The organism is bacterium (assembly GCA_024742285.1).
GTDB lineage: Bacteria > Myxococcota_A > UBA9160 > UBA9160 > UBA4427 > UBA4427.
In genome coordinates, this window is the sequence record JANSYR010000003.1 from 137,434 (window position 1) to 152,447 (window position 15,014).

Below are 15,014 nucleotides of genomic sequence, written 5' to 3' on the forward strand. Positions count from 1 at the left end.
TCCGCCGATGCCGTGGCTAGCCACCGACGCCGTGGCTAGCCACCAAAGTCGTCGAACATCACGTTCTCCGGCTCGACCCCGAGGTCGGTGAGCATCTTGATGACCGCATCGTTCATCATCGGCGGTCCACAGATGTAGTACTCGCAGTCCTCGGGTGCCGGGTGGTCCTTCAGGTAGTTGTCGTACAGCACCTGATGGATGAAGCCCGTGTAGCCGTCGAAGTTGTCCTCGGGCTGCGGCTCCGAGAGGGCGAGGTGCCAGACGAAGTTGTCGTTCTCCGAGGCGATCGTGTCGAAGTCTTCGATGTAGAAGGCCTCGCGCAGCGACCGGGCGCCGTACCAGAACGACACCTTGCGGTCGGTGTGGAGCCGGCGGAACTGGTCGAAGATGTGTGAGCGCATCGGCGCCATGCCCGCGCCACCGCCGATGAAGATCATCTCGTTGTCGGTCGGCTTCGCGAAGAACTCGCCGAAGGGGCCCGAGATCGTGACCTCGTCACCCGGCTTCAGGTCGAAGATGTACGAGGACATCTGGCCCGGCGGGATGCCTTCCGGTCCGCGGGGCGGGGGCGACGCGATCCGGACGTTGAGCATGATGATGCCCTCCTCCTCCGGATAGTTCGCCATCGAGTATGCACGCGTGACCGTCTCGTTCACCGTCGAGACGTAGCGCCAGACGTCGAAGTTGTCCCAGTCGCCGTGGTACTCCTCCTCGACGTCGAAATCGCGGTAGTTGACCGTGTGCGGCGGACATTCGATCTGGATGTAGCCACCGGCCCGGAAGGGGACGCTCTCGCCTGCGGGAAGCTCGAGGACGAGTTCCTTGATGAAGGTCGCGACATTGTGATTCGATCGGACCTTGCACTTCCAGCGTCGCACGCCGAAGACCTCGTCCGGGATCTCGATCTCCATGTCCTCCTTGACCTTGACCTGACAGGAGAGTCGGCAGCCCTCGCGGGCCTCGCCCCGGTTGATGTGGCCGGTCTCGGTCGGGAGGATCGAACCGCCGCCCTCGTGGACCTTGACGCGGCAGACGCCGCAGGTGCCCTGACCGCCGCAAGCGGAGGGGATGAAGATCCCGTTGTCCGCGAGCGTGTTGAGCAGCGTGCTGCCCGCCGCCGTCGTGAGCGCCTTGTCCGGATCCTCGTTGATCAGGATCTTGACGTTGCCGCTCTGGACGAGGCGGGATCGCGCAGCCATCAGGACGAGCACGAGGGCGATGACCACGCCCGTGAAGGTCGCTACGCCTGCAATTACGGTTTCCATCGATTGAAGCTCCCTCGCTCCTCTGAGGGCCGGTTCGAAGCAGACCGGAGCCCTCAGCGGTCGATCGCCGTGCGATCGACAGCGCGCTCTGCGCGCGTCTACAACTGAATGCCGGAAAAGGCCATGAAGCCGACGGACATGAGCCCGACGGTGATGAACGTGATGCCGAGCCCGCGAAGCGGACCGGGCACGTTGCTGTACCGCATCTTCTCGCGGATCGCGGCGAGGGCGGCGATCGCGAGGAGCCAGCCGATGCCGGAGCCCACGCCGAAGACCGTCGCTTCACCGAGCGAGTAGGCGCGCTCCTGCATGAAGAGCGATGCGCCCAGGATCGCGCAGTTCACCGCGATCAACGGCAGGAAGATGCCGAGTGCGTTGTAGAGCTCGGGCAGATAGCGGTCGAGCGTCATCTCGACGATCTGCACGGCCGCCGCGATGGTTCCGATGAAGGTCAGGAACTTCAGGAACTCGAGGCTCACGCCATCGACGATCGCCCCCTCCGCGAGCAGCAGCCCGAAGAGGAACTGGTTCAGCGGGCAGGTGATCGCGAGGACGAAGACGACCGCGAGACCGAGACCGACTGCCTGCTCGACCTTCTTGGAGACGGCTAGAAAGGAGCACATCCCCAGGAAGAAGGCCAAGGCCATGTTCTCAACGAAGATTGCCTTCGTTGCTAAGCTCAAGTAGTGCTCCAACGTGGAACTCCTCTTCGATCTGTTCGGGCTTCCATGAGCGCACGGCCCAGATGAAGCATCCAATGAGGAAGAAAGCGGCGGGCGCCAGGACCATCAGCCCGTTCGGCACGTACCAGCCACCCTCGTTGACGGGGTGCAGGATCGTATAGCCGTAGAACTTGCCGGTCCCGAAGAGCTCGCGGAAGAACGCGACGGCGATCAGGACGATCGAGTAGCCGACACCGTTGGCGAAGCCGTCGATCGCCGAGAGACGGACGGTGTTCTGCATGGCGAAGGCCTCGGCGCGGCCCATCACGATGCAGTTCGTGATGATCAGGCCGACGAAGACCGAGAGCTGCTTCGCGATGTCGTAGACGAAGGCCTTGAGGACCTGGTCGGTGATGATCACGAGCGACGCGATCACCGTCAGCTGGACGATGATGCGGATCGAGCTCGGGATGTGATTGCGCATCGCCGAGATCGCGACGTTCGAGAGCGTGCAGACTGCGACCACCGCGAGGCTCATCACCACCGCCGTCTCCATCTTGGTCGTGACGGCGAGCGCCGAGCAGATCCCCAGGACCTGGAGGGCGATCGGATTGTTGTTGAAGAGCGGGTCGATCATCGCTTCGCGCGGGCTGGTATCGGCCATCTTTTCTGCTCCTGAGTGGGTACGCCCTGGAGGCGTTTCGGAAGGGCTGTGCGGCAAGCTCGCCGAGCGCCCGCAGGCGAAGGTCTAGCCGGCGGACTCGCGGTACTTGTCGAGGTAGGGGCCGAAGCCGTCGTCACCGAGCCAGAAGCGCACGAGGTTCGTCACGCCGCGACTGGTGATGGTCGCGCCGGAGAGGCCGTCGACCTGGTAGGGGTCGTTTTCGACGGATCCCGCGATTCCCTTCTTGACGGTGATCGCCGGCTTTCCGCGGTCGTCGAAGGCGAGGCGGCCGGGCCAGAGCGCCTTCCAGCGCGGGTTGTCGACTTCGCCGCCGAGGCCCGGCGTCTCGCCGTGATCGTAGAAGGTGATGCCGCGAATCGTGCGTGCGTCGGGCTCGAGGGCCAGGTAGCCGTAGAGGAAGCCCCAGAGGCCGTAGCCCTCGATCGGCAGGATCAGGCCCTTGAGCTCGCCATCTTGGACGATGTCGAAGACGACGACCTCGTTCGGGAGGCGCAGGATCTTCGACGCGTTCTCGGGCGCGACGAAGCTGGTTCCGTCGCCCTTCGTCGCCTTGCGCTGGTCGTAGCTCGCCACGTCGACGCTCGGCGCCGGGGCGCCCGTCTTCAGGTCGATCGCCTTGGGCTGGATCGACTCGGTGTAGAGGGCGTTCACCTCGTCGGCCGAGAGGCCGGCGTCCGCGTCCATCAGCCCCGCCACGGTCAGGACCTTCTTCTGGACGTCGAGGCGCTTGTTGGCTTCCTGGAGGTCCTTGAGTCCGACCGCGGAGCCCGCGACGAAGAGCGAGGCGACGAGGCACACGGCGGCCGCGAAGCCGATGATGTAGCCGGTACTATGCTGCATAGCGTGCTTCCCTTCGGCGGATGTTGGCCTGCACGAAGTAGTGGTCGATCAGCGGCGCGAACATGTTCATGAACAGGATCGCGAGCATCATGCCTTCCGGGTAGGCCGGGTTGACGACGCGAATCAGCACGACCAGCACGCCGATCAGGCCGCCGTAGATCAGCTTGCCCTGGTTGGTGAAGGCCGAGGAGACGGGGTCGGTCGCCATGAAGACCATGCCGAAGGCCCAGCCGCCGAGGACCGCGTGCCAGTACCACGGGACGCCGAACATCGGATTGGTGTCCGAGCCGATCGCGTTGAGGGTGCCCGCCATGAAGATCGTGCCGACCACGACGCCGGCCATCGTCCGCCAGGAGCCGATTCCGGTCCAGATCAGCAGGAAAGCGCCGATCAGGCACGCCAGCGTCGAGGTCTCGCCCATCGAGCCGGGCACGAAGCCGAGGAACGCGTCCATCCAGCTCGCGCCGGCGAGGGCCGCCTCGCCCTCGACCGCGGCCGCGGCCAGCCAGGTCGCGCCGGAGAAGCCGTCGACGGCGGAGAAGTCGGCGGCGATCCAGGCAGCGTCGCCGCTCATGGCCGCCGGGTAGGCGAAGAAGAGGAACGCGCGCGCGGTCAGCGCGGGGTTCAGGAAGTTCATCCCGGTCCCGCCGAAGATCTCCTTCGCGAAGACCGTTCCGAAGGCGGTGCCGAGGACGACCATCCAGAGCGAGATCGTCGGCGGCAGCGTCAGCGGGATCAGCATGCCCGAGACGAGGAAGCCCTCGTTGATCTCGTGCTTGCGGATCATCGCGGTCAGCGGCTCGACGATGCCGCCGGTGAGCATCGCGGCGGCCATGATCGGCAGGTACTGCCCGGCGCCGACCAGCACGTTCAGGAACGGGTTCCGGAAATCGTAGTCGAACCCGAGGGCGTCGAAGAGCCAGGCCTGCCAGGTGTCGAGGGGCACGGCGCCCGAGGCGATCGCCAGCTGCGCCTGGTAGCCCGTGTTGTACATCGCCATCAGGATGCACGGGACCAGCGCGATCACGACGGTGAACATCAGGCGCTTGTTGTCGATGCCGTCGCGCACGTGCGAGGCCGTGCGCGTCACCTCGCCGGGCGTGAAGAGGCCCGTGAACTGGGCTTCCCAGAGCGGGTAGAAGAACTCGAGCTTCCCGCCCTTTTCGAAGTGGTGCTTGACGTTGAGATGGGCGTCCTTCAGGAACTGCATGGCTCCCTCAGCCCTCCTTCTCGATGAGTTCGAGGTTCTGTCGCAGGAGCGGTCCGTAGTTGACCTTGCCCGGGCAGACGTAGGTGCAGAGCGCGAGGTCCTCTTCGTCGAGCTCGAGGACGCCGAGGCTCTCGGCCCGCTCCGTGTCCCCGACGATGAGAGCGCGGAGGAGGAACGTCGGCATGATGTCCATCGGCATCACCTGCTCGTACTGGCCGATCGGGACCATTGCGCGCTGGCTGCCGTTGGTGTTCGTCGTGAATCGGAACTTCTTCGGCTTGAAGACCTTCGAGAGGTAGATCCCGGCGAGCGAGAACATGTCCGCGCCCGGCGTGAGCCATCCCATGAACACGTTCTCGCGATCCTCTTCGAGGAGGCTGACCTGGCGCTCGTAGCGGCCCAGGAAATCGAAGGCCTCGCCGTGGGTGCGTTTGCCGGAGAGCGCGGATCCCGAGATCGTGCGGATCTCGGCATCCAGCCCGGCGACGTCCTCTGCGACGATCTCGCTCACGCAGGCGCCGATCCGCGAACGGACGAGGCGCGGATCCTCGACGACCGGTCCACCGACCGAGAGGACGCGGGAGACGTCGAGGCGTCCGGTCCGCGCGAGCGCGCCGACGGCCGCGACGTCCTGGTATCCGATGTACCAGGCAGCGTGTTCGCGGTTCACCGGACGCACCGCGTGGATGTGGTAGCCGGGCGTCCCTGCCGGATGCGGGCCCGCGAAGGTCTGGACCTTGACGTTCTCGGGCTTGTCCGCGCCGAGCACCTCCGCGAGCTCGGAGTGCTCCGCCACGCACAGGTGGGTCGGGGCATCGAGCAGCTTCGCGAGGAGCGTGACGCCGAGGCGGAAGTCGTCGAGTCGGTCCTGGAGGACCACCTCCGGGAGCGGCGCGTGCGGGTTCGTGTCCATCGCCGTGATGAAGAGCGCCTCGGCCTGGCTTTCCGGAGACGGGACCTTGCTGAACGGGCGTACGCGAATCGCCGTCCAGAGCCCGGATTCGACGAGCAGAGCTCGAAGCTGCTCTCCGGAGAGGCTCGCGGGATCGCCCGACGGAGCGTGCTCGAAGGTCTGGAACTCGTCGTCGCCGGGCTGGCCGTTTCGCTCGCCGTCGGAGAGATCGATGACCACCGACTGGAGAGCGCGCTTCTCACCACGATTGATCGCGAGGACGCGGCCGGCGCCGGGCGCAGTGTGGAGTACGCCGGGCATCTTGCGGTCCTCGAAGAGGACCTGGCCGCGCTTGACCGTGTCGCCCTCGGCGACGTGCATCCGCGGCTTCATGCCGGGGAAATCGTCCGCCATGACGGCGACACGCGAACAGGGAGACGTACCTCGAACGACCTGGAGCGGCTTCCCGGGAATCGGGAGGTCGAGGCCCTTCTCGATCTTGTGCAGTGCCATGCTTGCTCGATTGTTGGGGTCCGCGAGCGGGCCCGTGCTGGTTGCGCGTCGCCCCCGGATCCGACGGTCGTGTGGATCGGGGTTGGGCTTCCGCCGAGGTCGTTCGGCTGAAGGGGCAGGCGACTTGTGTTCCGTCGTGAACCCGGATTCGAGCATCGCGACCGACCCTTCGGAGGGCTGATCGCCGGAATCGTCCCGCGGGCCTAACGAAGCCGACCCGACGGGCGCAGGGACCACGTCAGTCATCGGCGTTCATCGTCGTAAGGGACCGATCTCGAAAGGATTCTGGCTTCTGGAACGCCCGGGAGAGTAGGGTCCCGGCGGGGTTCTTTCAACCGGATTGCGTAGGGAGGAGGGGGACGCTTTCGGGATCTAGGGGCCTCTCGCGCATCGCCTTCGGGGGTTCACCCGACGGCGGCGGTCCAGGGCGCGTACGCGTCGGAGCGAACCGCTCCGGAGCAGGCCGGTCGAGGCTCGGGTGGCCTTGACCGAGTCGAGAACGGCCTCGAGAGAGCCTCTAACCCTCGAAATCGACGAGTGTTAGGCGCCCCGGCCGCTTCACGTGCCCGAATCGGAGAACCGGCCGAAGCGACGGGCGCGGAGGCGCGCGGGGAAGGTCGGTCCGGGGATGTCGTGGTGAGTCACGATCGGGACGGACCCTGGGATGGTGGGCCTTCTCGGACGACGATACGATAGAGGCAGCAGGATTTCGCTGCAACGAATCGCGGCGCGACGAGGGAGTGCGCCGCCAGCCGCCTCCGCAAGACGTCTTTCGGCGCGCGGGGGCACTCGAAAGAGAAGCTCGAAGAGGTCCCGAGCCCGACGACGCGACGCCCACGATCCGCCCGCCGCTCTCGCTCGCGGTGGCCCTGCTCTCGAGTGGCCATCGCCTGCCGTCCGGGCCCGCCCCCCCGACTCGAGTCCTCGAGCAAGGAGGTCCCATGAGAGAACCCAACCGAATCCTGACGGCCCGGGATCTGATGACTTCGAGCTTGATCACGTTCCGGCCGAATCAGACGATCCTCGAAGCGATCGCGACGCTCACGAAGCGGGGCGTCTCCGGAGCGCCGGTGGTCGATGACGAGGGCGTCCTGATCGGCATCCTCTCGGAGCTCGACTGTCTCCGGATGCTCGCTTCCGACGAGTTCTATCAGGAGGAGCAGGAAGAGCAGGGCGCTCTGGTCGGGCAGTTCATGACCCGGGACTTCCAGACCATCCCGCCCGAGATGGGGATCTACGCGATCTCCCACTACTTCCTGACGAGGCCGATTCGTCGCCTGCCGGTCGTCGACAAGAACCGGCTGCTCGGCCAGGTGAGTCGGCGGGACATCCTCCGTGGGATGGAGGAGATGAGCCGGAAGCGGTTGGTCCGGAAGCGATACCCGGATTACCTGCAGCCGACCTGACCTCTCGCGGCGGCCGTGGCGTCATGGCCGCCGCGAAAGGGCTCGCGAGCGTTCTCAGCTCGGGAGGGCGACGAGCACGGTCCCCGTCACGTGATCTCCGAGCTGGTTGGCGCCGCGGACGGAGACCTCGATCGTTCCCGCTGCGTCGTCCTTCGCCGTGACGGCGCCTTCGACGGTCATCGTGTCGCCGGGATAGTTCGGGGCGCCGAGTCGGATGTCGATCTTCTTGAGGGTCGCGCCCGGGCCGGTCCAGTCCGTCACGAAGCGTCCGACGAAGCCGTTGGTCGTCAGGATGTTCATGAAGATGTCCGGCGAGCCACGCTCTTTCGCGAGCTCGGGGTCGTGGTGCACGTCCTGGTAGTCGCGGCTCGCGATCGCCGTGGCGACGATCAGGGTGCGCGAGAGCGGGATCTCGAGCGACGGGAGCTTCTCTCCGACGGTGACCGAAGCCAGCGATCTCGTTTCACTCATTGGAGGACCGCTCCCGCGTCGGCTCCGCTCTTCGCCTCGGCCGCCATTCGCGCACCCAGCGTCGCAAGCTGCTCGTTGGAGCCGCCGAGGGTCATCGCGATGTGCTTGAGGCGCAGGAAGTGGCGGTGGATCGGGTAGTCGACGTCCGCGCCGATGCCGCCGTGGAGGTGCTGGCACGTGTGCGAGACGCGGTGACCGCCCATGCAGGCCCACCACTTCGCGATCGCCGCCTGCTTCTCGGCCGGATCGCCGTTGTCGATCCGCCAGGCCGCCTGCCACATGGTCGAGCGCATCGCCTCGACGTCGATGTACGCGTCGGCTGCACGGAGCGACACGCCCTGGAACGAACCGATCGGCTTGTCGAACTGCTTGCGCTCGCTCGTATAGGTCGCCGTCTGCTTCAAGCCTTCGTCGGCGACGCCGACGGCGAGGGCGGAGAGGGCCGTCGCAGCGCGCGGCTCCAGCCAGTCGAGGACGGCCTCGCCCGAACCGGGGAGCGCGAGCACGTCGCCCGCGGCCACGTTCACGCCGTCGAGGTTCAGCACGAACTGGCGTTCGTGCGCCGTGGTCTCCTGCTGCTCGAGGGTCACGCCGGCCGCGCCCGGCTCGACGAGGAAGAGGCCGAGCCCGCCGTCGCCCTGGGCGGAGACGAGGATCTTGTCGGCCGCCGCCGCGAAGGGTACGCAGACCTTCTGGCCGGAGAGGGCGAAGCCGTCGCCCGTCGCTTCCGCGCGCGTGCGCGCCTTGCGCGACAGCGCCGGGTCACCGACCTCGAAGAGCGCCGCGGTCAGGAGCGTGCTGCCGTTCGCGATGGCGGGAAGCAGGTCCTTCTTGAGGATCTCGCTTCCGAACTGCTGGATCGGCAGGGCCGTGTAGACGACCGACTCGATGAGCGGGATCGGAGCGAGGTTGCGGCCCGCCTGCTCGAGGAGAAGGCAGAGCGCGAGGAAGCTCCAGTCCTGTCCGCCGTGCTCTTCCGAGAGCGCGAGACCGAGCAGGTTCGACTCGGCGAGGGACGCCCAGAGGACCTGGTCGAAGCCCGGGCCGTCCGCGTCGGCCTCGACCTCGCGCAGGCGGTCGAAGCTCGTCGCGTCGCCGAGGATCTGGCCGGCCAGCTCCTGGACCGCTTCTTCTTCTTCACTGAAATCGAAATTCATCGGGAACTCCGTGATTGTTTCTGTCTGCGCGGCCCGTGGCCGTCGCGTGGGAGGAGGGGGCCAACCCGTCGCCGAGCGCCCGCAGGCGACAGACCAGGCGACTAACTCGGCGGTCGGAACTTGAGGATGCGAAAGCGCATCGTCGCGACGACCTCGCCGGCGGCATCCTTGTACGTGTAGAGCTGGGTCACGAAGTGACCGACGCCGAGGCCCGTCTTCTTCTCGCCGGAAATCGACTCGGTCGTGACCTCGTGACTGATCTGGTCACCGGGGACGAGCTCGCGGAAGTACTCCTGCTCGCAGTTGGTCGCGACGACCGAGGTGAAGCCCGCCTCGTCGAGGACGTCGAGGGATTGCTTCTGGTCGCCCAGCGCCGCGGCGTAGGCCTCTTCCTCTTCGGTCGAAGGCCGCAGTCCGCGCATCGTCCAGGCCTGCAGCATGGCCGGCGGCGCGATCAGCCCATCCCGGCCGGCAGCCTTCGCGGCCTCCGGGTCGAGGTACGCCGGATTGCGATCGCCGATCGCGTCGCACCAATGGTGGATCATCGGCTCGTTGACCGGATAGGGGCAGGTGCCCGTCGGGCCCGCCGGCGTGCCGGCGAAGGCGTCCAGGGTCTTCTGAAGATCGTCGCTCATACCGAGGTCTCCCCGCCTAGCGCGGAACGCGCGGCATGCGGAGGCCGGCCATCGAGACGATCTCCCGCTGGATCTCGTTCACACCGCCACCGAAAGTGTTGATCGTCGCCTGCCGCGCCTCGTGCTCGATCTCGCCGTCGATCTGCGCCGCCGGCGAGCCCGCGGCGACGAGCGCGCTGGGGCCCACGATCTCCTGGAGCAGGCGGTAGACCTCGAGCACGACCTCGGTTCCGTAGACCTTGACCGCGGAGGCGTCCGCCGGGTTCACGAACCCGGACTCGAGCTGCGACGTCATGCGCCAGTTGAGGAGCTTCATTGCTTCGATTCGCGCGTAGACCTCGGCCAGGTTCGACTGGACCCACGGCAGGTCGATCATCTTCTGACCGTCCGGCGTCTCGGTATCCCGCGCCCAGCTGATCACCTTCTCGGTCCGCGCGTACGCCGCGGAGCCGAAAGCCGCGAGTCCGACACGTTCGTGGTTCAGCTGGGAAGTGATCAGCTTCCAGCCGCCGTGCAGCCCGCCGACGATGTTCTCCTTGGGAACGCGCACGTTCTCGTAGTAGGACATCGCCGTGGCGGAGCCGGAGAGCGTGTGGATCGGCGCGGCGCTGAAGCCCTCGCTGTCGGCGGGGACGATGAACATCGTGATGCCCTTGTGCTTCGGGGCATCCGGATCGGTTCGCGCGGCGAGCCAGATGAAGTCCGTGTCCGTCGCACCCGACGTGAACATCTTCGTGCCGTTGATGACGTAGTCGTCGCCGTCGGCGACGGCCGTCGTCGTGAGGCTCGCGAGGTCCGTACCCGCGTTCGGCTCGGAGTAGCCGATCGAGAAGTGACACTCGCCGTGGAGGATCTTCGGCAGGTATTCCGCCTTCTGTTCCTCGCTGCCGTACTCCATCAGCGCCGGGCCGACCGTCGAGACGGTCACGAAGGGGAAGGGCGCGCCCGAGCGGCGCTGCTCTTCGAGGAAGATCATCTGCTCGACCATGGTCATGCCGCCGCCGCCGTACTCGCTCGGCCAGCCGACGCCGAGCCAGCCGTCCTTGCCGATCTGGCGCACGAGCTCGCGGTACTTCTGGCCGCCTTCCATGCCGGAGACTTCGGCCTTGACCTCGGGCGTCATCAGGTGGTCGAAGTAGGCACGGAGCTGCTGTCGCAGCGCCTTCTGGTCTTCGGTCAGGTCGATGTACATCTCTTCGTCTCCTCATGGACCGGATGGCGCGGTGACGCTTCGCAGGATCGGGCGGGCGCCGGCGCATCCGGGGTTGGGCGGCCGGAGCCGGTTCCGCCCCGAGTCATCGAAACCATAGCTGCGGAAAGAGGTGGGTGAAACATGTTCTACCGGGGGGTCATGGCGCCCCGAGGCGGCTTCCAGGGTCGCTCTGGCGCGTTTCGCGTCCCGACGGGGAGGCAGGGCCGAGGCCTCCCGCCGCGGCGTCCGGCTCGGGCATGCGGGGCTTCCACCGGAGACCCGGAGCCCAGCCGATCTTGAAAGGGTGTGGGTGACTCCGAATCGATGGACCCCCGAGTCGGTGGAGGGAGCGGTCCGGGCCGACCCCCTTCGGCCGCGTCTGCGCGCTCGACGACAGGAAGAATTTCCTGCCGCCCTCGTTCCCGTCATTCCACGCGCGTTTCCGAGGGGCAACGCACCGGCAGGTGAGCGCGCCAACCCATCGGACTGAAAGCACTGCTCCCATGTGCTCCCGGCGTCACCGTACTGCGGCGAGGCGCGCGCATCCGGTGGTGCGGCGGTCACGAGTGGTCCAGCGAGGGCGTTTCGCGGCTTGCCGTGAGACAGAGCGCGGGTACGCTTCGTTTTTCCTTCTGCCGATGAATCTTCCGGGGGCGAGCCGGGAGATGTGCCGAAAGGCAGCTCCCCAGAATTACCGAGTGTGAGAACAAGAACGCTTCGACCGCGGCGCAACCTGGCGGCCGCGCGAAGCGCTCGACTGTTTGAGGCACACCGGTTTGCGTCTGTCGTCTGGGCTCGAGGAATCCATCGTGGATGAAGACCTGAAGCGGATCGCCGCTCGGATCCGTAGCTGGCGGGACGAAGCCGGGCTGACTCTGCAGCAGCTCGGAGACCGCTCCGGCGTTTCCGCCAGCACGATCCACAAGATCGAGAACCTCCAGACGGTTCCGACGATCGCCGTGCTGCTCAAGGTGGCCCACGGGCTCAATCGGCGGCCGAGCGAGCTGCTCGCCGAAGTCGACGTCGGCCGGCAGGTGGCGGTCATGCGCCGCGACGATCGGCAGACCCTGTCGGTCGATTCGCGTGGGGCGATCGAACACCTCGTCGGGACGATCCCGCGGAACAAGCTCGACGTATGGCGCGTGCGGATCGAGCCCGGGATCGGTGCGGGCATGGAGGGTGATGAGCCCTGGCAGTTCCACGGCGAGATGGTCCTGCTCGTCGAAGAGGGCCTCGTCCGGACCGACGTCGGTGGCGAGATCTTCGAGGTCGGGCCCGGCGACTCGATCCACTTCGACCCGAGCATCCCCCACCGCTGGGTCGCCGCCGGCGAGAAGCCGGCGCAGGCGGTGGTCGTCGCGATCATCCCCGAGCGTCTGCAGGGGGACCTGATGGGCAGGATCACCGCCGCGATGGGGAACTCGTCGATCGAGGAGCCGGGCGCCGCGGCGCTGGCGGAGAACGCCTAGGGCTCAGGCCCGAGTCGGGTCCGCTTCGGCTTCACCGCCTCGGTCCGTGCGCTCCTCGGCGACGTCGCGGAGCACCTTCAGGATGCCCTCGCCGTAGCGCTGGGCCTTCGTCTCGCCGATCCCGTGGGCAAGGGTCAGATCCTCGACGCGCCTCGGCGGTTCCTCGAAGAGTCGTGAGAGTTCCCGGAGCGCGCGATCGCTCGCGATCACGTAGGGCGGCACGCCTTCGACCTGCGCGACCGTGAGTCGGTGGGCACGGAGCGCTTCGAAACGAGCCTGGCCGGCCTCGTCGAGCGGCGCGTCCTCCGTCGCCGTACCGCCCTTCTTACGGACGACGAAGCCCGGACTCGAGGGTGTCGGCGTTCGTGGCCCCGCCCCCTTCTCGGGCGGCAGCAGCAGACGGACCTCGCGCTCTCCGCGCATGACCGCCGCGCCGAGCTCGGTCAGCACCGCGACCGGGCGATCGCCACCGTCGAAGTCGAGCCAGCCCGCGGTGACGCAACGGCGCAGCAGGCGCGTGAGCCAGACCTCGCTTCGTTCGGCGAGGATCCCGAACGTCTTCGTCAGGTCGAGGCCGGCGCTCCGCAGGCGGGGATCGTCGACGCCCCGAAGCAGCGCGACGGCTGCCGAAAGGCCGTACCGGCCGTGGATCCGCGCGACCGCCGAGAGACTCTTGCGCACGAGGAGCGACACCTCCTCATCGGACTCGTCGTTCGCCCGTTGACCGCCGGCGCCCAGCTGGACGCAGATGTCGCAGCGCCCGCAGCCGGCGAGGGTCTCCTCCTCGTCACCGAAGTAGCGCAACACTGCATCGTGTCGGCAGGTCCCGCCTTCCGCGAAACGCATCAGCTCGAGGAAGAGGCTCCAGCGATGACGTGCGCTCTCGCTCGCGCCGGGGCCATCATGCACGGCATCGTTCTCGATCAGCGCGCGCCGGCGGGCCAGATCTCCCGGACCGACGAGCATCTGGCCGACCGCCGGCTCTCCGTCCCGTCCCGCACGCCCGACCTCCTGGTAGTAGGCCTCGATCGAGCCGGGAGGGGCGAGATGGATCACCGCCCGGACATCCGCGCGGTCGATCCCCATCCCGAAGGCGTTGGTCGCGACTACGACTTCGACCTCGCCTTCGGCGAAGGCGGCGTGGACGCGGTCGCGTTCCTCGGCGGTCAGCCCCGCGTGGTAGGACTCGGCGCGCCAGCCCCGGTCCCGGAGCCGATCCCGCTCGTTCTCCGTCGACTTGCGTGTCGGGCCGTAGAGGATCGCGCAGCCGCGACCTTCGCCCGGCGCGCCGAGCGTCTCGTGGAGCACACCGTCGACGGTGCGCCTTCGCTCGGCGGTTCGTTCGACCTCGAGCACGCGGAGCGCGAGGTTCGGACGCGCGAAGCCGCGGACGAGCTGGGGCGTCTCCGCCGGCAGCCCGAGGCGGACGAGGATCTCGTCGCGAACGAAGGGCGTGGCGGTCGCGGTACACGCGAGAACGCGCGCGCCCGGATGCTCCTTCAGGACGTGACCGATCTCGAGGTACTCGGGTCGGAAGTCGTGGCCCCATTCGGAGATGCAGTGCGCCTCGTCGATCGCGAAGAGCGGGACCTCGAGCCGGCGCAGGATCTCGCGGAAGCGCGGGAAGACCAGCCGCTCCGGCGCGACGTAGACGAGCCGGACGCGACCCGCTTCGAGGTCGTCGAGTCGACGCGCCATCTCCGCGCCGTCGAGGGTCGAAGCCAGGTAGGTCGCTTCGATTCCCAGTCGCTCGAGGGCATCCACCTGGTCGCGCATCAGCGCGATCAGCGGCGACACGACGACCGTCGTGCCTTCGAGGAGCAACGCGGGCAGCTGGTAGCAGAGGCTCTTGCCGCCGCCGGTCGGCGCGACCAGCAGCATCCGGTCGTCATCGAGGAGGCCTTCGATCGCTTCTCGTTGGCCGGGGCGGAACGTCGCGTGGCCGAGGCGGGCGAGGCGCTCGAGGAGTGCGGCCTCCCGCGCGTTCGGATCGTCCGGGTTCCACCCGAAGCTGCCCGGATCCGTTTGTTCTGCCATTCCGGGGGGATCTTCCTGTTCCTGCTCGTCGGGGGCGGCGTGGGGAGCGAATCGGGGAGCAGGCTAGCACGCGAAGGCCGCGCGCTTGCGGCGTGAACGCGCCGCATCGGGCACTCTCTCCACTTCCTCCAGTCCTGGATCCGGGAGCCCCGCATGGTCGAGATGACTCTGGTCTACGAAGGCGGTCTGCACACGACCGCGACCCACGGCCCGTCCGGCGCCGAGCTGGCGACCGATGCGCCGGTCGACAACCAGGGGAAGGGGGCGTCCTTCTCGCCGACGGATCTCCTCGGCACGGCTCTGGCGAGCTGCATGCTGACGACGATGGCGATCGTCGGGGACCGCGAGGGCTGGAAGATCGACGGTGCGCGGGCGCGGGTCGAGAAGCACATGGAGCTCGAGCCCCGGCGACGAGTCGGTCGCCTGGTCGTCGCGCTCACGATGCCGCCGGGTCTGCCGGAGGCGGCGCGGGCGAAGCTCGACGAGACCGCGCGCGGGTGTCCCGTCGCCCTCTCGATCCATCCCGACCTCGCGGTCGATCTGTCGATCGACTGGAGCTGAGGCCGGCGCGGAGATCCAG

At 67.5% G+C, this 15,014-nt stretch carries 14 protein-coding genes; 3 read left to right on the forward strand and 11 right to left on the reverse strand.

Annotated elements, in window-relative coordinates:
* Positions 1-35: 35 nt before the first annotated feature.
* From nqrF to NXI30_07105, 6 genes are all read right to left on the reverse strand, one after another.
* Positions 36-1,265: an NADH:ubiquinone reductase (Na(+)-transporting) subunit F gene (nqrF, locus tag NXI30_07080; GenBank protein MCR9093961.1), complete on the reverse strand. Its 1,230-nt coding sequence runs from the start codon at positions 1,263-1,265 to the stop codon at positions 36-38.
* Positions 1,266-1,363: 98 nt separating this feature from the next.
* Positions 1,364-1,960, reverse strand: a complete 597-nt coding sequence (gene nqrE / locus NXI30_07085; protein MCR9093962.1) for an NADH:ubiquinone reductase (Na(+)-transporting) subunit E — start codon at positions 1,958-1,960, stop codon at positions 1,364-1,366.
* Positions 1,917-2,591, reverse strand: a complete 675-nt coding sequence (locus NXI30_07090) for an NADH:ubiquinone reductase (Na(+)-transporting) subunit D (protein MCR9093963.1) — start codon at positions 2,589-2,591, stop codon at positions 1,917-1,919. The genes nqrE and NXI30_07090 overlap by 44 nt, the downstream gene beginning before the upstream one ends.
* Before the next feature lie 84 nt (positions 2,592-2,675).
* The gene (locus NXI30_07095) at positions 2,676-3,452 is read right to left on the reverse strand and encodes a Na(+)-translocating NADH-quinone reductase subunit C (GenBank protein ID MCR9093964.1); all 777 of its coding nucleotides are present in this window, start codon (positions 3,450-3,452) and stop codon (positions 2,676-2,678) included.
* Positions 3,442-4,662 (reverse strand): NADH:ubiquinone reductase (Na(+)-transporting) subunit B, encoded by a 1,221-nt coding sequence (locus NXI30_07100; GenBank protein MCR9093965.1) that lies wholly within the window; start codon positions 4,660-4,662, stop codon positions 3,442-3,444. The genes NXI30_07095 and NXI30_07100 overlap by 11 nt, the downstream gene beginning before the upstream one ends.
* A 7-nt stretch (positions 4,663-4,669) precedes the next feature.
* Positions 4,670-6,061 carry a Na(+)-translocating NADH-quinone reductase subunit A gene (locus NXI30_07105; GenBank protein MCR9093966.1) on the reverse strand — a complete coding sequence of 464 codons (1,392 nt, stop codon included), beginning with the start codon at positions 6,059-6,061 and terminating at the stop codon, positions 4,670-4,672.
* Between the two features lie 947 nt (positions 6,062-7,008).
* Here NXI30_07105 and NXI30_07110 point away from each other — a divergent pair.
* Positions 7,009-7,473: a CBS domain-containing protein gene (locus NXI30_07110; GenBank protein MCR9093967.1), complete on the forward strand. Its 465-nt coding sequence runs from the start codon at positions 7,009-7,011 to the stop codon at positions 7,471-7,473.
* A gap of 54 nt (positions 7,474-7,527) precedes the next feature.
* On the opposite strand, the gene NXI30_07115 is transcribed toward NXI30_07110, so the two are convergent.
* The 4 genes from NXI30_07115 to NXI30_07130 all read right to left on the reverse strand — a co-directional run bounded on the left by NXI30_07115 (position 7,528) and on the right by NXI30_07130 (position 10,928).
* A complete protein-coding gene (locus NXI30_07115) occupies positions 7,528-7,944 on the reverse strand; it encodes a MaoC family dehydratase (protein ID MCR9093968.1) in 417 nt (138 codons plus the stop codon).
* Positions 7,941-9,101, reverse strand: a complete 1,161-nt coding sequence (locus NXI30_07120; GenBank protein MCR9093969.1) for an acyl-CoA/acyl-ACP dehydrogenase — start codon at positions 9,099-9,101, stop codon at positions 7,941-7,943. The genes NXI30_07115 and NXI30_07120 overlap by 4 nt, the downstream gene beginning before the upstream one ends.
* 101 nt (positions 9,102-9,202) lie before the next feature.
* Positions 9,203-9,736, reverse strand: a complete 534-nt coding sequence (locus tag NXI30_07125) for a MaoC family dehydratase N-terminal domain-containing protein (GenBank protein ID MCR9093970.1) — start codon at positions 9,734-9,736, stop codon at positions 9,203-9,205.
* A 16-nt stretch (positions 9,737-9,752) separates the two neighbouring features.
* Entirely contained in the window at positions 9,753-10,928 is a 1,176-nt protein-coding gene (locus NXI30_07130; protein ID MCR9093971.1) for an acyl-CoA dehydrogenase family protein, read from the reverse strand.
* A gap of 809 nt (positions 10,929-11,737) precedes the next feature.
* On the opposite strand from NXI30_07130, the gene NXI30_07135 reads away from it, so the two are divergent.
* The gene (locus NXI30_07135) at positions 11,738-12,397 is read left to right on the forward strand and encodes an XRE family transcriptional regulator (protein ID MCR9093972.1); all 660 of its coding nucleotides are present in this window, start codon (positions 11,738-11,740) and stop codon (positions 12,395-12,397) included.
* Between the two features lie 3 nt (positions 12,398-12,400).
* Here the strand turns inward: NXI30_07135 and NXI30_07140 are convergent, their stop codons facing one another.
* Entirely contained in the window at positions 12,401-14,434 is a 2,034-nt protein-coding gene (locus NXI30_07140; protein ID MCR9093973.1) for an ATP-dependent DNA helicase, read from the reverse strand.
* Between the two features lie 153 nt (positions 14,435-14,587).
* On the opposite strand from NXI30_07140, the gene NXI30_07145 reads away from it, so the two are divergent.
* The gene (locus tag NXI30_07145) at positions 14,588-14,995 is read left to right on the forward strand and encodes an OsmC family protein (protein MCR9093974.1); all 408 of its coding nucleotides are present in this window, start codon (positions 14,588-14,590) and stop codon (positions 14,993-14,995) included.
* The last annotated feature ends 19 nt before the right edge of the window (positions 14,996-15,014 follow it).